The 19,447-nt window shown below is 66.9% G+C and carries 20 protein-coding genes; 11 read left to right on the plus strand and 9 right to left on the minus strand.

What is annotated here, in order from left to right; all coding sequences use genetic code 11:
* Positions 1–5 precede the first annotated feature (5 nt).
* The gene (locus AB4879_RS11875) at positions 6–905 is read left to right on the plus strand and encodes an NAD(P)-dependent oxidoreductase (RefSeq protein ID WP_370507739.1); all 900 of its coding nucleotides are present in this window, start codon (positions 6–8) and stop codon (positions 903–905) included.
* Here AB4879_RS11875 and AB4879_RS11880 read toward each other — a convergent pair.
* The gene (locus AB4879_RS11880; protein WP_102807248.1) at positions 888–1,718 is read right to left on the minus strand and encodes an SDR family oxidoreductase; all 831 of its coding nucleotides are present in this window, start codon (positions 1,716–1,718) and stop codon (positions 888–890) included. The two genes, AB4879_RS11875 and AB4879_RS11880, sit on opposite strands and share 18 nt — an antisense overlap.
* A gap of 410 nt (positions 1,719–2,128) precedes the next feature.
* Here AB4879_RS11880 and AB4879_RS11885 point away from each other — a divergent pair, with 410 nt between their 5' ends.
* Genes AB4879_RS11885 through AB4879_RS11905 form a run of 5 tightly spaced genes read left to right on the plus strand, consistent with a single transcriptional unit; the run spans position 2,129 to position 5,007 of the window.
* On the plus strand, positions 2,129–2,437 hold the full coding sequence (locus AB4879_RS11885; protein ID WP_370507740.1) for an intersectin-EH binding protein Ibp1: 309 nt from the start codon (positions 2,129–2,131) through the stop codon (positions 2,435–2,437).
* A gap of 52 nt (positions 2,438–2,489) precedes the next feature.
* On the plus strand, positions 2,490–2,876 hold the full coding sequence (locus tag AB4879_RS11890; RefSeq protein WP_102807250.1) for an intersectin-EH binding protein Ibp1: 387 nt from the start codon (positions 2,490–2,492) through the stop codon (positions 2,874–2,876).
* A 27-nt stretch (positions 2,877–2,903) separates the two neighbouring features.
* A complete protein-coding gene (locus AB4879_RS11895; RefSeq protein ID WP_102807251.1) occupies positions 2,904–3,347 on the plus strand; it encodes a hypothetical protein in 444 nt (147 codons plus the stop codon).
* 31 nt (positions 3,348–3,378) lie between these two features.
* A complete protein-coding gene (locus AB4879_RS11900) occupies positions 3,379–3,543 on the plus strand; it encodes a hypothetical protein (RefSeq protein WP_199189873.1) in 165 nt (54 codons plus the stop codon).
* 3 nt (positions 3,544–3,546) lie between these two features.
* Positions 3,547–5,007 carry a trehalose-6-phosphate synthase gene (locus AB4879_RS11905; RefSeq protein ID WP_370507741.1) on the plus strand — a complete coding sequence of 487 codons (1,461 nt, stop codon included), beginning with the start codon at positions 3,547–3,549 and terminating at the stop codon, positions 5,005–5,007.
* A gap of 13 nt (positions 5,008–5,020) precedes the next feature.
* Here AB4879_RS11905 and AB4879_RS11910 read toward each other — a convergent pair whose 3' ends face one another.
* Complete coding sequence (locus AB4879_RS11910; protein ID WP_370507742.1) at positions 5,021–5,941, minus strand: 3-oxoacyl-ACP reductase; 921 nt, start codon at positions 5,939–5,941, stop codon at positions 5,021–5,023.
* A 13-nt stretch (positions 5,942–5,954) separates the two neighbouring features.
* Positions 5,955–6,146 (minus strand): ferredoxin, encoded by a 192-nt coding sequence (locus AB4879_RS11915; RefSeq protein WP_102807380.1) that lies wholly within the window; start codon positions 6,144–6,146, stop codon positions 5,955–5,957.
* Positions 6,147–6,321: 175 nt separating this feature from the next.
* On the opposite strand from AB4879_RS11915, the gene AB4879_RS11920 reads away from it, so the two are divergent.
* Genes AB4879_RS11920 through fadD17 form a run of 3 tightly spaced genes read left to right on the plus strand, consistent with a single transcriptional unit; the run spans position 6,322 to position 10,160 of the window.
* Positions 6,322–7,506: an acyl-CoA dehydrogenase gene (locus AB4879_RS11920; protein WP_102807253.1), complete on the plus strand. Its 1,185-nt coding sequence runs from the start codon at positions 6,322–6,324 to the stop codon at positions 7,504–7,506.
* Positions 7,507–7,533: 27 nt separating this feature from the next.
* Positions 7,534–8,631, plus strand: coding sequence for an acyl-CoA dehydrogenase family protein (locus tag AB4879_RS11925; RefSeq protein ID WP_370507743.1), 1,098 nt, complete (start codon positions 7,534–7,536; stop codon positions 8,629–8,631).
* Positions 8,628–10,160 (plus strand): long-chain-fatty-acid--CoA ligase FadD17, encoded by a 1,533-nt coding sequence (gene fadD17, locus AB4879_RS11930; protein WP_370507744.1) that lies wholly within the window; start codon positions 8,628–8,630, stop codon positions 10,158–10,160. Before AB4879_RS11925 ends, fadD17 begins: the two co-directional genes overlap by 4 nt.
* On the opposite strand, the gene AB4879_RS11935 is transcribed toward fadD17, so the two are convergent.
* From AB4879_RS11935 to AB4879_RS11945, 3 genes are read right to left on the minus strand one after another with little or no spacing between them, the layout of a single operon-like run.
* The gene (locus AB4879_RS11935) at positions 10,157–11,713 is read right to left on the minus strand and encodes an acetolactate synthase large subunit (protein ID WP_370507745.1); all 1,557 of its coding nucleotides are present in this window, start codon (positions 11,711–11,713) and stop codon (positions 10,157–10,159) included. The genes fadD17 and AB4879_RS11935 overlap by 4 nt on opposite strands.
* A 27-nt stretch (positions 11,714–11,740) precedes the next feature.
* Positions 11,741–12,871 carry an NAD(P)H-dependent flavin oxidoreductase gene (locus tag AB4879_RS11940; RefSeq protein WP_370507746.1) on the minus strand — a complete coding sequence of 377 codons (1,131 nt, stop codon included), beginning with the start codon at positions 12,869–12,871 and terminating at the stop codon, positions 11,741–11,743.
* Positions 12,871–14,523, minus strand: a complete 1,653-nt coding sequence (locus AB4879_RS11945) for an acyl-CoA synthetase (protein WP_036341706.1) — start codon at positions 14,521–14,523, stop codon at positions 12,871–12,873. Before AB4879_RS11945 ends, AB4879_RS11940 begins: the two co-directional genes overlap by 1 nt.
* A 68-nt stretch (positions 14,524–14,591) precedes the next feature.
* Between AB4879_RS11945 and AB4879_RS11950 the strand changes: the two genes are divergently transcribed.
* Positions 14,592–15,392 carry a crotonase/enoyl-CoA hydratase family protein gene (locus AB4879_RS11950; protein ID WP_102807258.1) on the plus strand — a complete coding sequence of 267 codons (801 nt, stop codon included), beginning with the start codon at positions 14,592–14,594 and terminating at the stop codon, positions 15,390–15,392.
* On the opposite strand, the gene AB4879_RS11955 is transcribed toward AB4879_RS11950, so the two are convergent.
* Entirely contained in the window at positions 15,379–16,077 is a 699-nt protein-coding gene (locus AB4879_RS11955; protein ID WP_199189884.1) for a cutinase family protein, read from the minus strand. The genes AB4879_RS11950 and AB4879_RS11955 overlap by 14 nt on opposite strands.
* 226 nt (positions 16,078–16,303) lie before the next feature.
* A complete protein-coding gene (locus tag AB4879_RS11960) occupies positions 16,304–17,515 on the minus strand; it encodes a cytochrome P450 (RefSeq protein WP_370507747.1) in 1,212 nt (403 codons plus the stop codon).
* Between the two features lie 59 nt (positions 17,516–17,574).
* Between AB4879_RS11960 and AB4879_RS11965 the strand changes: the two genes are divergently transcribed.
* Entirely contained in the window at positions 17,575–18,294 is a 720-nt protein-coding gene (locus AB4879_RS11965; protein WP_083118716.1) for an acetoacetate decarboxylase family protein, read from the plus strand.
* Between the two features lie 55 nt (positions 18,295–18,349).
* Here the strand turns inward: AB4879_RS11965 and AB4879_RS11970 are convergent, their stop codons facing one another.
* A complete protein-coding gene (locus AB4879_RS11970) occupies positions 18,350–19,381 on the minus strand; it encodes an LLM class F420-dependent oxidoreductase (RefSeq protein ID WP_115317438.1) in 1,032 nt (343 codons plus the stop codon).
* Between the last annotated feature and the right edge of the window lie 66 nt (positions 19,382–19,447).

Below are 19,447 nucleotides of genomic sequence, written 5' to 3' on the forward strand. Positions count from 1 at the left end.
CTAACTTGGGTGCTATGCGCATCGGAGTCATCGGGCTGGGAAACATGGGCGCGGGCATGGCCGCGAATCTCATCAAGGCCGGTCACGACGTGACCGTCTACAACCGATCCCGGGCGAAGGTGGACGAGTTGGCGGCGGTCGGGGCCCGACCCGCCGACAGCGTGTCCGACGCGTGCCGCGGCGAGGTCGTTCTGACGATGCTCGCCAATGACGACGCGGTGACGGCGGTGACGTTCGGCGACGACGGGATCATCGGTTCGGCCGGACCGGACACCGTCCACATCTCCTCCAGCACGATCAGCGTCGCGCTGTCGAAACGCCTCGCTGAAGCGCACGCCGCCGCCGGCCAGGAGTTCGTGTCAGCACCCGTGTTCGGCCGTCCGGAAGCCGCCGCGGCGGCGGCGCTGTTCGTCGTCACCGCGGGGCCGTCCGACACCGTGGGCGCGATGACGCCTGTCTTCGACGCGATCGGCCAGCGCACGTTCGTGGTGTCAGAGGATCCGTCGGCCGCCAACCTGGTGAAGCTGAGTGGCAATTTCCTGATCGGCTCGGTGATCGAGTCCCTCGGGGAGGCAATGGCGCTGGTGGACCGCGGCGGGGTCGACAAGCATCAGTATCTGGACATCCTGACGTCGACGCTGTTCTCGGCGCCGGTGTACAAGACCTACGGCGGGCTCATCGCCGGCGAGCAGTTCGAGCCGGCCGGATTCGCCGCACCGTTGGGGCACAAGGACATTGGTTTGGTCCTTGCCGCGGCGGAGGAGCTGCGGGTGCCGTTGCCGATCGCCAGCCTGCTGCGCGACCGGTTCCTGCGGCTGCTTGCCGCCGGTGGCGACCACCTGGATTGGTCTGCGGTCGGCAGCCTTGCGGCGCGCGACGCGGCGGCCTCAGACCACTCCGCGTAGCCCGTCGGCGCCGAACGCCGGCTCGAGCATCGCCGAGTAGTCCGGCCCGCGGCGCAGGTTCTGCCCGCCGTCGACGCCGATGATCTGTCCGGTGATCCACTGCGCGGCATCGCTGAGCAGGAACAGTGTCGCGTTCGCAACGTCGTCGACCTCACCGGGGCGCGGCAGCGGTGTGCATTCGGCGTAGTCCCCGCTGATCTCGGGTGAGTCGAGAACCATCTGCACCAGTTCGGTGCGGATCAGGCCCGGCCGGATGCCGTTGACACGCACCCAGGACGCGCCGAGTTCGTCGGCGGCCAGCTGGATCAGGTGGTCCAGACCCGACTTGGTGACGCCGTACGGCCCGAACCACCGGTGGGTGTTACTGGACGCGATCGAGGAGATGCCGACGAAGGATCCACCGCCGCCACGTACCATCTGCCGGGCCGAATGCTTGAGCACGTACATCGAACCGTTGATGTTGAGGTCGACCGTGGCGCGCCAGGCTTCGGAGTCCATCTGGGTGATGGGACCGATGGTCTGCGACCCGCCTGCGCAGTGCACCGCACCGTGCAGTCGGCCGTTCCACGCCGTGGCGGCATCCACCACCGCGGCGATCTGGTCCTCGTTGGTGACGTCGGCGGGCTCGTAGCGGACGCTGCCGTTCGGCGCGGCGGCGTTGATCTCCTCGGCGGTCGCGGCCAGCCGATCGGCACCGCGGCCAACGATCATGACGTTGGCGCCGGCCTTGGCCAGCCCCTCCGCCACACCCTTGCCGATACCGCTGCCACCACCGGTGACCAGGTACGTCCGATCCTCGAACGAGAGCTGCACGCCGACTCCTCACGCAAAACTGAAACAGGTTCTACGTATAGAACCACGGCGTCACGTCGTGGCATAGGGCCCGTCCCACCACCGCTTCCAGCGAACATCCACACGTAGTCAGTCCACCGCACCGCGGGATACGACGAGCCGACCGAAATCCGCGCTCACCACATGCCGGGGAAGTAATTCGGTTTCATTCCCCGGGTCTGCGGCATTGTGGCACCCGCATTTTGGCCGACCGCCGTTGTGCGTCGTGATCAGCGCTTCAGTCAACGGAAAATGTCACCGCCTTGAATATTGACCCCGGTGTAACGGCCCGGCGGGAGGTTCCGATAAAACGGCCGAACAACTGCGGGACTCTAATGGCAGCCATACACTGCCTCCACGGTCACGCAGCAAACCGAGTAGAAGGCACAATCATGGCTAACTTGAAGATTGCGACACGGCGCTTCGCTCTCGCGGGCGGCTTCGCGCTCGCGGTGGCGGCGGGCCCCGCACTGGCCGCCGTCGCCGTTCCGGCCATCGCCCCGATCGCCGAGTGTCCCCCCGGCCAGGCCGTCAATCCGGCGACCGGCGGATGCGAAATGCAGCCCACCACGGGTCCCCAGGGCGGCCTGCCGCAGGTCCAGGGAATCCCTTGCACAGGCGCAAACACCGGTCAATGCATAGGATTGCAGGAAGAGCAGCAGGCTCCTGTGGTTCAACCTCGCTCGACCGTCAGTCCGTAAAAACGGAGGGCCGACTTCGGAACTCCGTCAACTTCTCAAGAAAGCGTGAAGTATGGCGATTTCCTCCTCAGTCGGCCGCCGCATCCTCCTCGCCGGCGGGTTCAGCCTCACCATCGCGGCTGCGCCCGCGGTTGCGTTCCTCGCTGCGCCGTCGGGCGCGCCGATGGGTCCGGTGATGGCATGCCCTGCCGGCGAGTCCGAGGATCTCTACACCGATCAGTGCATTCCGGAGTTGGTGCCCAACCAGCCGGGCGGCAATTACCCCACGCCGTCCAGCGGCGGCGGTAACGTGACCTACTCGACGCCGGGCGATTCCAGCAGCCTCCCCGAAGTTCAGGGGATTCCGTGCACCGGCGCCAACACCGGACAGTGCATCGGTCTGCAGGAGAACCAGGTTCCGGCTGTGTCTCCGCACTCGAGCATTTCGTCTAGCCCCTAGTCAGGGAGCAGATCAGAGAGGGCAACGATGCCGATCCACTTCACCTGGGTGACAAAGCTGCTCACCGCGGGCGTGTTCACGCTCGCGGTGGCCACAGCTCCGCTGGCGCAGGCAGAAGGCGAGGGTGGGATTCCCGAGCCGCAGCCGGTGCCGGTGCCTCAGCCGGTGGATACCCAGCCGGGCGGGTCGGCGGGTTGCCAATCGGGTGAGTCGCTGGACCCGTCGACCGGGAACTGCACACCAACCATGACCGCGGTGGCCACCACCAACGGCGATCAGGCGTTCGACGACCTACAGCCGCGGACCACCCAAGACGTGACGTCGACCTCCGACACCGGCATCGGAGCCGACCTGGTTCCCAACATCAACGGCACCCCGTGCACCGGATATTGGGAGTCGGCGGCGTGCTACGAGACCAGCCAGGACGAAGTCGCCGTCCAGCCCAGATCCACCATTTCCTCGAGCCCGTAGCGGCTCAAAGCCCCTTCGCTAAGGTTGAGCAATGCCTGCAAAAACAAATTCCACGGATATCGACGATGTCGAGCCGCTGGCCGACAGCACGGCGCGCCAGGCCCGTCGCGTCGTCGCGGCCTATGCGAATGACGCCGACGAGTGCCGGGTCTTCCTGTCGATGCTCGGCATTGGGCCCTCAAAGCTCGAGGCGTAACCGGTGTCCGGGGGCAAGGACGCCGCCCGCTCCGGAGATTCTGATTTCGTGGTGGTCGCCAACCGGCTGCCGATCGACATGGAGCGGCTGCCCGACGGCAGCGTGACGTGGAAGCGCAGCCCGGGTGGTCTGGTCACCGCGCTGGAGCCATTGTTGCGTCGCCAGCGCGGTGCGTGGATCGGCTGGCCGGGCATTGTCGACGGTCCCGAGGAACCCATCGTCGAGGACGACATGCAGCTCGTCCCGGTGCGACTGTCCGCCGAGGACGTCGCCGAGTACTACGAGGGTTTCTCCAACGCCACCCTGTGGCCGCTCTATCACGATGTGATCGTCAAGCCGATCTACCACCGGGAGTGGTGGGATCGCTATGTCGAGGTCAACCGGCGCTTCGCCGAGGCGACGTCGCGGGCCGCCGCCGAAGGTGCCACGGTGTGGGTTCAGGACTACCAGCTTCAACTGGTGCCCAAGATGCTGCGGACGCTGCGCCCCGATCTGACCATCGGGTTCTTCCTGCACATTCCGTTCCCGCCGGTGGAACTGTTCATGCAGATGCCGTGGCGCACCGAGATCATCGAAGGTCTGCTGGGCGCCGATCTCGTCGGTTTCCATCTGCCCGGTGGCGCGCAGAACTTCCTGTTTCTGTCGCGAAGGCTGGTCGGCGCCAACACCTCTCGCGCATCGGTTGGTGTACGGTCCCGATTCGGCGAAGTGCAATTGGGCTTCCGCACTGTGAAGGTCGGCGCCTTTCCCATCTCGATCGATTCCGCCGAGTTGGACAGCAAGGCCCGTAACCGCGACGTTCGTAAGCGGGCGAAGGAGCTGCGGGCCGAACTCGGCAACCCGCGCAAGATCCTGCTGGGCGTGGATCGGCTCGACTACACCAAGGGCATCGACGTTCGGCTCAGGGCGTTTTCGGAGTTGCTTGCCGAGGGACGCGCGAAGCGGGACGACACCGTCCTGGTGCAGCTCGCCACTCCCAGCCGCGAGCGGGTCGAGAGTTATCGGGTGCTGCGCAACGAGATCGAGCAGCAGGTCGGCCACATCAACGGTGAATACGGTGAAGTCGGTCATCCGGTCGTGCACTACATCCACCGGCCGGTACCGCGTGAGGAATTGATCGCGTTCTTCGTGGCGTCCGACGTCATGTTGGTGACGCCGCTTCGCGACGGCATGAACCTGGTCGCCAAGGAGTACGTCGCCTGCCGCAGTGATCTCGGCGGCGCGCTGGTCTTGAGTGAATTCACCGGCGCCGCAGCGGAACTCCGCCAGGCTTACCTGACCAACCCGCACGACCTCGAGGGCGTCAAGGACACCATCGAAGCCGCGCTCAACCAGACCGCCGAGGAGGGCAGGCGGCGGATGCGGGCGCTATGGCGGCAGGTGCTGGCCCACGACGTCGATCGCTGGGCGCGATCCTTCCTCGATGCACTCGCCGGTAAGCCCGTCACCGGTGAGGCCGAGTAGCCCCCTAGGCAGATCAGTCGCGGAGCAGGCCCATCACACCGAACGTCCGCTCCGGATCGCGGTCGGCAAAGTAGGCGCCCATCGAGGCGCCCAGCGTCGCCGGATCCCACGCGGAGCCGTCCGCATCGAACTGATGCTCGGTGGTCGGTGCGGCGACCAACGCGACCGACGGCCCGTAGACGACGAACACCTGTCCGTTGACCTTGTCCGAGGCCGGCGAGGCCAAGAAGCGCACGAGTGTCACCACATGTTCGGGCGACAGCGGATCGACCTCACCCTCGGCCAGATCAGGAGCCTCGCCGAACACGTCGGCGGTCATCGCGGTGCGCGCCCGGGGAGCGATCGCGTTGGCCCGCACACCGTAGCGGCCGAGTGCGCGGGACGCCGTCAGCGTGAGTGCGGTGATACCCGCCTTGGCGGCACCGTAGTTGGCCTGGCCGATCGGTCCCGACAGCCCGGCTTCCGACGTGGTGTTGATGATCCGGCCGTAGACCGATCCCCCGTTGTCCTTGGCCTGATTGCGCCAGTAGGTCGCGGCGTTGCGGGTCAGCAGGAAGTGTCCGCGCAGGTGCACCGCGATGACCGCGTCCCAGTCCTCGTCGGACATGTTGAACAGCATGCGGTCCCGGGTGATGCCGGCGTTGTTCACGACGATGCTCAACCCACCGAGTGAGTCGGCGCAGGAGACCAGCTCGTCGGCCGTCGAGCGCTGGCTGATGTCGCCGGCCACCGCGACGCCCTTGGAGCCGGCGGCACTGATCTCATCGAGAACGTCGGATTGATCGAGCGCCTTGGCCATGTCATTGACGACGACCGTCGCACCGGAGCGGGCCAGCCCGATGGCCTCGGCGCGCCCGAGGCCCGAGGCGGCACCGGTCACAACGGCGACGCGTCCGGTCAGATCGGTGGCGTCGCCGGTCACTTCTGCAGTCAAGTTACTAATACCTCTAGTCTTTGCGGGTCAGTGCTGCCCGAGGGCATTCGGCGATGGACTGCTCGGCCAGCGCCTCCTGGTCGGCGGGAATCGGATCCTTGGTCACCATCACGTAGTCCTCGTCGTCCAGTTCGAACAGGTCCGGCGCGATTCCCACACAGACAGCGTTACCTTCACAACGATCACGGTCGACTTCGACTCGCACGACAACCTCCTTGGCTGACAGACCCCGACGGCCGGGCGTTCGCAGCACCACGATACGACCAGATCGATCCACATCCCGGCCTAACGGGCGCTGGACCACAAGACTAGAACGTGTTACAACCAGGAGTGTCGGCGGGTCGTCGACAGCTTGCAACTTTCAGCGGAGGATCGAGTCGATGCGGATCAGTTACACCCCCGAACAAGAGGAGCTGCGCCGCGAGCTGCGCTCGTACTTCGGCAAGCTGATGACGCCGGACCGCCTGGAAGCACTCACGTCGACCTCGGGCGGCGAGATCGGCACCGGCAACATCTATCGCGAGACCGTTTCCCAGATGGGTAAGGACGGCTGGCTCACGCTGAACTGGCCCGAGGAGTACGGCGGGCAGAACCGCGACCCGATGGACTCCCTGATCTTCACCGACGAGGCGGCCATCGCCGGCGCGCCGGTGCCGTTCCTGACGATCAACAGCGTCGCGCCGACGATCATGGCGTTCGGCACCGAGGAGCAGAAGAAGTTCTACCTGCCCAAGATCGCCTCGGGTGACCTGCACTTCGCGATCGGCTATTCCGAACCCGGTGCGGGCACCGACCTCGCGGCGTTGCGCACCACCGCGGTGCAGGACGGCGACGACTACGTGGTCAACGGTCAGAAGATGTGGACCAGCCTGATCCAGTACGCCGACTACGTCTGGCTGGCGGTGCGCACCAATCCCGAGGCGAAGAAGCACCGCGGCATCTCGGTGCTGATCGTGCCGACCACCGCCGACGGTTTCTCCTGGACTCCGGTGCACACGATGGCCGGCGTCGGCACCAGCGCCACCTACTACCAGGATGTCCGCGTGCCGGTGAGCAGCCGGGTGGGCGAGGAGAACGGCGGCTGGAAGCTGGTCACCAACCAGCTCAACCACGAACGGGTCGCACTGGTGTCGGCCCAGCCGATCTTCCTGGCGCTCAACCAGGTTCGGGAGTGGGCGCAGAACACCAAGGATGCCCACGGCAATCGCCTGATCGACTCCGAATGGGTGCAGCTCAACCTCGCGCGCGTGCTGGCCAAGGGCGAGTACCTCAAGCTGATCAACTGGGAGCTGGCCTCCGCCAAGAGCGGGACGCTGAGCCCCGCCGATGCCTCTGCGGCCAAGGTCTTCGGCACCGAACTGGCCACCGAGGCCTACCGGTTGCTGATGGAGATCCTCGGGCCCTCGGCCACCCTGCGCCAGGATTCGCCCGGCGCCCTCCTGCGCGGCCGGATCGAGCGGATGCACCGCGCGGCCCTGATCCTCACCTTCGGTGGCGGCACCAACGAGATCCAGCGCGACATCATCGGCATGGTCGCCCTGGGCCTGCCCCGAGTCAACCGCTGACCCGACCCGAGACAACTTAGGACCAACATGGACTTCACCAGAACAGAAGCGGCACAGGATCTTTCGGGTCTCGTCGGCACCATCGTCGACGCCGTCTGCACTCCTCAGCACCAGCGTGAGCTGGACGGCCTCGAGCAGCGCTTCGACACCGAACTGTGGCGCAAGCTCATCGACGCGGACATCCTGTCCACCGCCGCACCGGAATCGGTGGGCGGCGCCGGGTTCGGCGTCCTGGAGCAGACGGCGATCCTGGCGGCGTTGGGCCGCCAACTGGCCGCCGTGCCCTACCTGGAGTCGGTCGTCCTCGGCGCGGGAGCGCTGGGCCGGGTCGGCACACCGGAGCTGCGCGAGCAGTGGGCAGCCCCGGCGGTGGCCGGCGAGAAGATCCTGACCGTCGCCCTCGACGGGGAATTCGGTCAGGGCCCGGTGCAGGCCGCCGCCTCCGGTGGCGGGTTCCGCCTGACCGGCACCCGTACCCAGGTCCCATTCGGTCCGGTCGCGGACGCATTCCTGGTTCCCGCTGAAACCGATTCCGGCACAAAGGTCTTCCTGGTGGCAAAGGACGACGCCGGAGTATCGGTGACGCCGCTGCTGACCACCGGACTGAACAGCGCAGGCGAGCTCGACCTCGCCGGCGTCGAGGTCGGCGCCGACCGGATCGTCGGTGACGCCGAGGTGCTGGCGTGGTTGTCCACCCACAAGACGTTGGGGTACACCGCCTTCCAGCTCGGCGTGCTGGAGCGGGCGCTCGAGTTGACGGCCGAGTACGCCCGCACCCGCGAGCAGTTCGACCGGCCGATCGGCAGCTTCCAGGCGGTCTCCGCCCGGCTTGCCGACGACTACATCGACATCAAGGGCCTTGGCCTGGCGCTGGTGCAAGCCTCCTGGCGGCTGTCTGAGGACCTGCCCGCCGACCCCGAAGTCGCCACCGCCGCGTTCTGGGCTGCCGAGGCGGGACACCGCGTCGCCCACACCACCGTGCACGTCCACGGTGGTGTCGGGATCGATGTCGACCACCAGGTGCACCGATACTTCCTCACTGCCAAGCAGATCGAGTTCGCACTGGGCGGCGCCACCGCGCAGCTGCGGCAGATCGGCCGTGAGCTGGCCGACACGCCGGCTTGACCGGATCGGTGAACCAGCCGACCGTCACCGACCTGCTGGCGCGGCTGGCTGAAGTCGACGATCGCGGCATCCACGCCGACGATGGCTCGTATTCGACCTGGCGCCAACATATTCAGGATGCCGCCGATCTGGCGGCGGCACTGACAGCGCGGCTCGATCCGGCCAAGCCACCGCACGTCGGCGTGCTGCTGGGCAACACGCCGTTCTTTTCGTCGCTGCTGGTGGCGGCCGCGATGGCCGGACTGGTTCCGGTTGGGCTGAACCCGACCCGCCGCGGCGAGGCGCTGGCGCGTGACATCGCGACCGCCGACTGTCAGCTGGTCCTCACCGATGGTGAGCTCGACACTTACGGCGCCGGTTTCGCCCCGGCGGGTGTGGCCGTCATCGACGTCGGTTCGCCGGAGTGGGCCGATGAGCTCGCACGGTTCCGCGGATCTCCGATCTCGTTCGCGCCCAGCACATCCGACGACCTGTTCATGCTGATCTTCACCTCGGGCACCAGCGGCGACCCGAAGGCGGTGCGGTGCACCCACGAGAAGGTGGCCGTCCCGGGTGTGATGCTGTCCGAAAGATTCGGCCTCGGACCCGCTGACACCTGTTACCTGTCGATGCCGTTGTTCCACTCCAATGCGGTGATGGCGGGCTGGGCCGTCGCGGTGGCGGCAGGGGCGTCGATTGCCTTGCGCCGCAAGTTCTCCGCCTCCCAGTTCATCCCGGATGCGCGCCGGTTCAAGGCCACCTACGCCAATTACGTGGGCAAGCCGATGTCCTACATCCTGGCCACCCCCGCTCGCCCGGACGATGCCGACAACCCGCTGCGGGTCGTCTACGGCAACGAAGCCGCGCCGCGCGACATCGACCGGTTCGCCGAGCGTTTCGGCGTGACAGTGGTCGACGGGTTCGGATCCACCGAGGGCGGCGTCAACATCGCCCGCACCCCGGACACCCCCGAGGGTGCGCTGGGGCCGTTACCCGACGGTCTTGAGATCGTCGACGTCGAGACCGGCGAGCCGTGCCCGCCGGGGGTCATCGGCGAACTGGTGAACCTCACCGGGCCGGGTAACTTCCGCGGCTACTACAACGCCCCGGACGCCGAGTCGGAGCGGATGACCGGTGGGGTCTACCACAGCGGCGATCTGGCCTACCGCGACGACGCCGGCTACGTGCACTTCGCCGGCCGGCTGGGCGACTGGATGCGGGTCGACGGTGAGAACCTGGGCACCGCACCGATCGAGCGGGTGCTGATGCGCTATCCCGACGTGACCGAGGCGGCGGTCTATGCCATCCCCGACCCCGCGGTCGGTGACCGGGTGATGGCCGCGCTGGTCATGCCCGAGGGCGCCACGTTCGACGTGACCGACTTCCGGGAGTTCCTGACCGCCCAAAGCGACCTCGGGCCCAAACAGTGGCCGGCGTTCGTGCGAGTCAGCACGTCGTTGCCGCGCACCGAGACGTTCAAGATCATCAAGCGCAAACTGTCCGCCGAGGCACTGGAGTGTGCCGACCCGGTGTTCGAAATCCGCCACTAGCCGGTGATCGACGGCATGACCGCTTCGATGAGGTGCGGTCCCGGTTCGTCGAAGGCCCACCGCAGCGCGTCGGCGAGCTCCTCGGCGGTGCCCACCCGGCGGGCCGGAACACCCATGCCTTTGGAAATGCGAACGAAATCGATTGTGGGACTGGTCAAGTCCAGGAGTGACTCGGCTTTAGGGCCCGGCCGCTCCCCCACTGCCTCTGCTCCCACCCGCTGCAGTTCGATGCGCAGGATGTCGTAGGCACGGTTGGCGTAGACGACCGTGGTGACGTCGAGCTGTTCGCGGGCTTGAGTCCAGAGGGCCGAGATGGTGTACATCGCCGAACCGTCGGACTCCAGGCACAGCACCGGCCGATCCGGCGCGGCGATGGCGGCACCGACCGACACCGGCAGCGCATAGCCGATCGCGCCACCGGTCAGGGTGAGCCAGTCATGCGCCGGGGCGCCCGCGGTGGCCTGCGCCAGAAGGACTCCCGATGTGTTCGACTCGTCGACGACGATGGCATGTTCGGGCAGCAGCGCACCGATCACGTCGGCGGAGGTCATCACGTTGAGCGGACCGCTCGGCAACGACGGCCGCGACGCCACCGCGGTGGCGGCGGTCTCGTCCGGTGCGATCCGGTCGGCCAGCGTGCTCAGTGCGGCCCTGGCGCCGACGGGCCCGGCCAGGGTGTGTACCGCACAACCGTCGGGCACCAGATCGCTCGGCTTGCCGGGATAGGCGAAGAACGACACCGGATGTGGCGCACCGGCCAGCACCAGATGTCGGGCTCCGGCGAGCTGGGCGGTCGCCGCCTCGGCGAAGTAGGCGAGCCGTTCGACAGCCGGCAGGCCGGCCCCGCGCTCCAGGCGAGTCGGGAAGGTTTCGCACAACACCTGCGCCCCGCACGCCTGCGCGAGCCGGACCGCCGCGGACAGTCCGTCGGACCCGGTGGCGTCACCCCCGACCATGATCACCGTCGGCTCACCCGAGCGCAGCGCCGACTCGACCTGTTCGGCATCGTGGAGGACCGCGGCCGGCTGTGCCGCAACCTCTTTCACACCGGATGCGCCCTCATCCCACGAGACATCCGCGGGCAGGATCAGGGTGGCGATGTGCCGGTGGGCGCGGGCAGACGCGATGGCGGCAGCGGTATCGGCGGCCACGTCGGCGACGGCCATCGTGCGGCGCACCCAGCCCGACACGGTCTGAGCCACCGAGTCGATATCGGACTCCAGCGGCGCGTCGTATTTCTTGTGATAGGTGGCGTGGTCGCCGACGACCACGACGGCGGGCACATGTGCCCGTCGTGCGTTGTGCAGGTTGGCCAGGCCGTTGCCCAGCCCCGGACCCAGGTGCAGCAGGACCGCGGCGGGCTCGTCCGCGATGCGGGCGTAACCGTCGGCAGCCCCGGTGGCGACGCCCTCGAAAAGGGTGAGCACACCACGCATCTGCGGCACGGTGTCCAGCGCGGCGACGAAATGCATCTCCGAGGTGCCGGGGTTGGCGAAGCACACCCGCACACCGTGGTCGACCAGGGTCGAGATCAGTGCCTGTGCGCCGTTCACCCGACCGAGCTTAGTCAGCCCGGCGGGCTAGCTGTCGCGGATCGCGTCCAGTTTCCGCGTCGCGGCCTCGAAGCCCGTGACCAGTTCGGCGATGATGTCGGCGACCGGTCGGATCTCGTTCATCCGGCCCACGATCTGACCGACCGGCATCGCGACGGTGGACGGGTCCGCGGAGGCGCTCATCCGCTGATGCGCCTCGGAGACCAGGATGTTCTGCAGCGGCATCGGCAGCGGCTCGGGTGCACCCTCGGCGTCCCACGCCTCGGTCCACCGGCTCTTGAGCAGGCGGGCCGGCTTGCCGGTGTAGATGCGGCGACGCACCGTGTCACTCGAGGTGGCGGCCAGCAGCGCCTCCTGGATCACCGATGCTCCGCCCTCGGTGCGAACACCGAGGTCGTACTCGGCGGCGGTCAGGAACGCCGACCCCATCCAAACACCCTGTGCACCAAGCGCGAGCGCGGCAGCCACCTGGCGGCCGGTGCCGATACCACCCGCTGCGAGCACGGCGACCGGCCGGTCCAGTCCAGCCAACCCATCGGTGACCTCCGGCACGAGCACCATCGAGGCGATCTCACCGGTGTGCCCGCCCGCCTCGTGGCCCTGGGCGATCACGATGTCGACGCCGTTCTCCGCGTGCCGCTGGGCATGCTTGGCGCTTCCGGCCAGCGCGGCCACCGGAACCCCGGCCTCGTGCACCTGATCGATGACGTCCTTGGGCGGTGAGCCGAGCGCGTTCGCGATGAGCTTGATGGGGTGCCGCAGCGCAACCTCGACGTGGCTGCGGGCCACCGAGTGAAGCCACCCGAGCACGCCTTCGGACTTCGCCTCGTCCTCGGGCAGCGGCGGCACTCCGAGGTCGGCGAGCGTCTTGGCGACGAAGTCCCGATGTGTCTGCGGGATCAGCTTGTTGATGTCGATCGACGAGCCCTCGGTGGGGACCTTCGCCGGCATCACCACATCGACGCCGTACGGCTTGCCGTCGGTGTTGGCGTCCATCCACTGCAGCACGGCTTCGAGGTCGTCGGGGTCGTTGAACCGCACGCACCCCAGGACACCCATGCCGCCGGCGCGGGTGACCGCGGCGGCCACCTTCTCCGACGGGGTGAAGACGAAGATCGGATATTCGATGCCGAAGCGATCGCAGAGCTCGGTGCGCATCAGCTAGCGGCTCCAGCGTGCTTGGCGTGCACCTCGTCGGCGGGGCGCAGCTCGGTCTGGTCCTTGGCCCACTTGTAGTCGGGCTTGCCGGCGGGTGAGCGCTTGACCTCGTCGACGATCCAGAGGCTGCGCGGCACCTTGTAGCCGGCAATCTCCTTGCGCACGAACACATCCAGGTCGGCCAGCGACGGGCGGGCTCCCTTGCGGGGGGCGACGACGGCGGCAACGTGGTTGCCGAAGCGCGGATCGGGCACACCGACCACCAGGGCGTCGAAGACGTCCGGATGGCCCTTGAGCGCGGCCTCCACCTCTTCGGGGTAGATCTTCTCGCCACCGCTGTTGATCGACACCGAGCCGCGACCCAGCATCGTCACCGACCCGTCCGCCTCGACCTCGGCATAATCGCCGGGGATCGCGTAGCGCACGCCGTTGTAGGTCTTGAACGTCTCCGCGGTCTTCTTCTCGTCCTTGTAGTACCCGACCGGGATGTTGCCCTTCTTGGCGATCACACCCCGCACGCCGGATCCGGGCTTGACCTCGTTGCCGTCCTCGTCGAGCACGACCGTCCGATGGTCGATGGTGACCCGCGGTCCACCGTTGTGGTGCTCGCCCTTGGCCACGATGCTGGTGCCACCGAAGCCGGTCTCCGACGAGCCGATCGAATCGGTGATGACCCGGTTGGGCAGCAGTTCGAGCAGCTTCTCCTTGAGGCTGGTGGAGAACAGCGCCGCGGTGCTGGCCAGCAGGAACAGCGACGACAGGTCGTATTCCCGGCCGCCGTCCAGGGCGGCCTGCAGCGCGTCGAGCAGTGGCCGCGCCATGGCGTCGCCGGTGAAGAACAGCAGGTTCACCTTGTGCTCGTGGATGGTGCGCCACACTTCGTCGGCGTCGAATTCCGGTGACAGCACCGTGGTTTGGCCCGAGAAGATCGACATCCAGGTCGCCGACTGGGTGGCGCCGTGGATCATCGGTGGGATCGCGTAACGCACCATCGGCGGGTTCTCCGCGGCCGCCCGGGACAGATCGTATTCGTCCTTGACGAACTCACCGGTGGCAAAGTCGGTGCCGCCGAACAGAACCCGGTAGATGTCCTCGTGGCGCCACATCACGCCCTTGGGGAAGCCGGTGGTCCCGCCGGTGTACAGCAGGTAGATGTCGTCCTCGCTGCGCTCGCCGAAGTCCCGCTCGGGTGAGGCTTCGGCGAGTGCGGTGTAGAACTCCACGCCGCCGTAGCGGGCGAAGTCCTTGTCGCTGCCGTCTTCGACCACGAGGATCGTCTTGACGTTCGGTGTCTCGGGCAGCACGTTGGCGACCCGGTCGGCGTACTGGCGTTCGTGCACCAACGCGACCATGTCGGAGTTGTCGAACAGATACCGCAGTTCGCCCTCGACATAGCGGAAGTTGACGTTGACCAGGATTGCGCCCGCCTTGATGGTGCCCAGCATCGCGATGACGATCTCGATGCGGTTGCGGCAGTACAACCCGACCTTGTCGTCCTTCTTGACGCCATGGTCGAGGAGGTAGTGCGCGAAGCGGTTCGCCTTCTCCTCCAACTCGGCGAAGGTGATTTTGTCGTCACCACAAATGAAGGCGACGCGGTCTGGCACGGCGTCGATGGCGTGCTCGGCTAGATCAGCTATGTTCAGGGCCACGGACCCAAATTAGAACGTGTTACATTTCCTGACAAGTCTGTGGCAGTGACGCTGGAAGGCAGGTACCCGTGAGCGAGTCCGAAAAAAGCCCCGATGCCCTCATTGAGCAGCGCGGACACACTCTCATCGTCACGCTGAACCGGCCCGAGGCGCGCAACGCACTTTCCACCGAGATGCTCTCGATCATGGTGGAGGCGTGGGACCGCGTCGACAACGATCCGGAGATCCGCACCTGCATCCTGACGGGCGCCGGCGGCTACTTCTGCGCGGGCATGGACCTCAAGGGCGCGACCAAGGCCCCTCCCGGTGACTCGTTCAAGAGCGGCGCCTTCGACCCGACGAAGATCGAGGGCCTGCTGAAGGGCCGCAGGCTCACCAAGCCGCTCATCGCGGCCGTCGAGGGCCCCGCCATCGCGGGGGGCACCGAGATCCTGCAGGGCACCGACATCCGGGTGGCGGGTGAGAGCGCGAAGTTCGGTATCTCCGAGGCCAAGTGGAGCCTGTATCCGATGGGGGGCTCCGCTGTCCGCCTGCCGCGGCAGATCCCGTACACCATCGCCTGCGACCTGCTGCTGACCGGCAGGCACATCACCGCCGCGGAGGCGCTGTCCTACGGGCTGATCGGGTACGTCGTGCCCGACGGCACGGCTCTGGACAAGGCGCTCGAGATCGCTGAGGTGATCAACAACAACGGCCCGCTCGCCGTACAGGCGATCCTCAAGACCATCCGCGAGGCCGAGGGCATGCACGAACTCGACGCATTCAAGCCCGACACCGCCAACGGCATCCCGGTGTTCCTGTCCGACGACGCCAAGGAAGGTCCGCTGGCGTTCAAGGAGAAGCGGGCCCCTCAGTTCAAGATGCGCTAGTCGCCTTCGGGGTCGTCGCCATTGCCGCAACGATCTTGTCCGCCGCGAAACCGGCTGCCTGCGCGGTCATTCCGTTGACGGCGTACGCCTGGTGAGCGCCATTGTTTCCGCCGGTCGGTGAGCAGATGGGGTCTTCGGGGACGCACTGGTCGATGGTCTTGGCGGCGTAGAGGCTGCCCACCGTGATCGGTGGCGCGCTCCGGTCGATGGTGTTCAAGAACCCGTTGGACGGCTTGCCGAACAACGCGACGGCCGAGACGTGCTTGGCGATCTCCGGCGCCATGGGCCCGGTGATGCCGTCGGGCGGGATGTAGCCATCCGGGATCTTGTCGGCCGTGACGTAGCCGGCCACCGCCGCGCCCTGCGAATAGCCACCGAGCACCATCTTGGTGTCCGGACACCGATTCGCCATGTCGCGGACCCGGTTACTCGCGTCGATCACGCCATCGGCTGCGGTCGAAAACTGCAGCGATGCAGGGTAATTCACCGCATACACGTCGACCGACTTACCCGCCAGTTGCGGCTGAGCTCGCAGCTCGTCGACGAACGCCTGCCCGATGCCGCCGACGCCGGGCGGTTCGAAGGTGCCACGGGCGAAGACCACCTCCACGTCGGGACATCCCTCATCGGCCGAGGCAACCGGGATGCCCGCCGGCGCCGTCACCAGCGTCGCGGTGGTCAGCATCGCAGCGACAAAGAAGCGCCGCAGGAAATGGGCCTGGTCAGATTCGGTCACACTCATCTCGCCCCACAACTAGTCACGATGTCGCCCCGGTCCGGCAAGCAACACCGCTCACCCCGAGGTGGGGTCGTGGTTCCCAGAATCGGGAGTAGTCAAACACCCGAGCGTCACCCCAGCGTCACGCTGGGCGTCGGCCGTGACTCTGGTGTGACGGTCGTGCGAGTCGCGCCTAGGCCAGCACCGGCGGCGACGGAGTGAACACCACCGGCATCTGCTCGAGGCCGCTGACGAAGTTGGCGGGCCGCAGCGGGAGCGCGGACTCGTCGGCGAGCCGCAGGTCCGGCAGACGTTCGAGAACCTTTCGCACCATGGTGCTCAACTCCAGCCGGGCCAGCTGATTACCGAGGCAGAAGTGGGTTCCGAAGCCGAAGGCCAAGTGGCTGTTCGGGTTCCGGTCGATACGGAAGTTCTCCGGGTCGCCGAACACCGACTCGTCGAAGTTGGCGGCCTCGAACATCAAGAGCATCTTCTCGCCCTGGCGCAACTGGGTGCCATGGAAGTCCACATCGCGCATGGCGGTTCGGGCCATGTTCTTCACCGGCGAGGTCCAGCGCAGCATCTCCTCGATGGCGCCGGGTATTAGGCTCGGGTCAGCGACCAGACGCTGCCACTGATCCCGATGGCGGACAAGCTGTTCGGTGCCGCCCGACAGCGTGTGCCGAGTGGTCTCGTCGCCGCCGATGAGAATCAGCAGGGTCTCGAAGATGATCTCGTCGTCCGCCATGCGCTGGCCTTCGACCTCGGAGTTGACCAGGATCGAGAACAGATCGTCGGTCGGCTCCGCCCGACGCTTGGCGATGGTCTCGGTGGCGTACGCGGAATAGCCGGCGAACGCATCCATCACCGCCTGCAGTGTTTCGGCGTCAGCAGCCGAGTTCAAGCCACACACCAGGTCGTCGGACCACTTCAACAGTGTCGAGCGTTCCTCGGGCAGCACACCGAGCATGTCGCCGATCACGGCCATCGGCAGCGGCGCGGCGATGTCGCGGACGAAGTCGCACTCTCCCCGCTCGCAGACCGCGTCGATCAACGTGTCGCACAACGTATCGATCCCGGCGACCTTGTCCATCACCCTCTTACGGGTGAAGCCCGCGTTGACGAGCTTGCGCCGCAACAGATGTCCGGGGTCGTCCATGTCGATCATGTAGGGCATGCCCGGGTTGTCGGGCCGGATGCCGCCGGTGTTGGAGAAGGTCTCGGGATCGCGCTCGGCGTCGATGACGGCCTGGTAGCTCGTCGCGGCGGCAAGACCGTTGCGGTCGCGAAACACCGGCTCATTGGCCCGCATCCAGCGATACGCCTCGCGCGCACCGCCGTCGGCATAGAAATTGCCGTCAGTCAGATCAACATTCGGCTTGGCCGGCGCCAGAGTGCCTGTCATTCCGTTCCCTCCACTACTTTTCGTTCACGCTTGGTGTCAAAGCGGTTTACAGTGACCGCATGTCTGATTCGCAGCACACGATTGCCGGCACGGTGCTCACCATGCCGGTACGGGTTCGCAAGGCCGACGTCCACACGGCTATGTTCTCGGTTCCGGCCGATGCCGCGCAGCGACTTGTCGATTACAGCGGACTGAAAGTCTGCGAATTCCGCCCCGGCCGCGCGGTGGTCAACCTGATGCTGGCCCGCTACATCGACGGCGACCTGGGCAAGTACAACGAGTTCGGAACTTGCGTGATGGTCAATCCGCCGGGCTCGAATGCGCGGGGGCTCAAGGCACTCGGCGATGCCGCGGCGTTCATCCACCACCTGCCAGTGGATCAGTCCTTCACACTCGAGGCCGGCCGCACCATCTGGGGCTTCCCCAAGATCATGGCCGACTTCAACGTGCGCGAGGCCAACCCGTTCACCTTCGACGTCAGTGAGAACGGATCGCTGATCGCCGGAATCGAGTTCCACCGGGGTCTGCCCATCCCGTCGCTGCGCCCCCGCACCCAGGTGCTCAAGACCTACACCTTCGCCGACGGCACCACTCGCGAGGTGCCCTGGGAGATGAAGAATTCCGGTGTCCGCTTCCGGCCGGGCGGCGCCACGCTGCGGCTCGGCGACCACCCCTACGCCAAAGAGCTGGCCACGCTGGGGCTGCCGAAGCGCGCGATGGTGTCCGGATCGGTCGCCCACGTCGACATGACGTTCGGCGACGCCCACGTGCTGAGCTGAGCCGAGCGTCATCCGGTCAATCTAAAGCCCCGACTAGACAACTCGCAAGAAGTGTCTACAGCAGGGCTGCGGCCTCGTGGATCTGTTCGGGGGTGCGGGCGCCGATGACCATCATCGTCACGCCGGCGGCTTCCCACGCGACGATCTGTTTGCGCACGTAGTCGATGTCGCCCACGATCGCCGAGTCGTCGACCAGCTCGTCGGGAACGGCCTTGGCCGCGTCGTCCTTACGGTCGCTGCGGAACAGTCGGGTGACCTCGTCGACGACCTCGGAATACCCCATCCGCCGATAGACGTCGGCGTGGAAGTTGGTGTCCTCAGCACCCATTCCGCCCATGTAGAGCGCCAGGTGGGGCTTGATCAGGTCCATGATCGAGGCCCGGTCGTCGGTGACGACCACCTGCGCGGTCGCGCAGATCTCGAAGTCCTCGCGGCTGCGGCGTGCACCCGGCCGGGCGAAGCCCTCATCGAGCCACTCGTTGTACATCGGCGCCAGCCGCGGTGAGTAGAAGATCGGCAGCCACCCGTCGCAGATCTCGGCGGCCAGCGCGACGTTCTTCGGGCCTTCGGCGCCCAGCATGATCGGGATGTCGGCCCGCAGGGGGTGCACGATCGGCTTGAGCGGCTTGCCCAACCCGGTGGTGCCCTCACCGGACAGCGGTAGCGGGTAATGCGGGCCGGCGCTGGTGACCGGGGCTTCCCGCGCCCAGACCTGCCGGATGATGTCGATGTACTCGCGGGTGCGCGCCAACGGCTTCGGGAACTTCTGCCCGTACCAGCCCTCGACGACCTGGGGACCGGAGACACCCAGGCCCAGGATGTGCCGACCGCCGGAAAGGTGGTCCAGCGTCAGCGACGCCATCGCGCACGCAGTCGGGGTACGCGCCGAGAGCTGCACCACCGAGGTGCCCAACCGCATCCGGGTGGTCTCACGCCCCCACCACGCCAACGGGGTGAACGCATCCGAGCCCCACGCCTCCGCGGTGAACACGGTGTCGAACCCGGCCTCCTCGGCCACGGCCACCAGCTCCGCATGGTTTGTCGGGGGTTGTGCGCTCCAGTATCCGAGTTGCAGACCCAGCTTCATCGGTGCCGCCTTTCTGGCCGGGACACGGTCCTTGCCACGATTCTTAGAACCTGTTCTACTCGATGA

Origin of the sequence: Mycobacterium sp. SA01 (assembly GCF_041287105.1) — a bacterium.
Taxonomy (GTDB): Bacteria; Actinomycetota; Actinomycetes; order Mycobacteriales; family Mycobacteriaceae; genus Mycobacterium.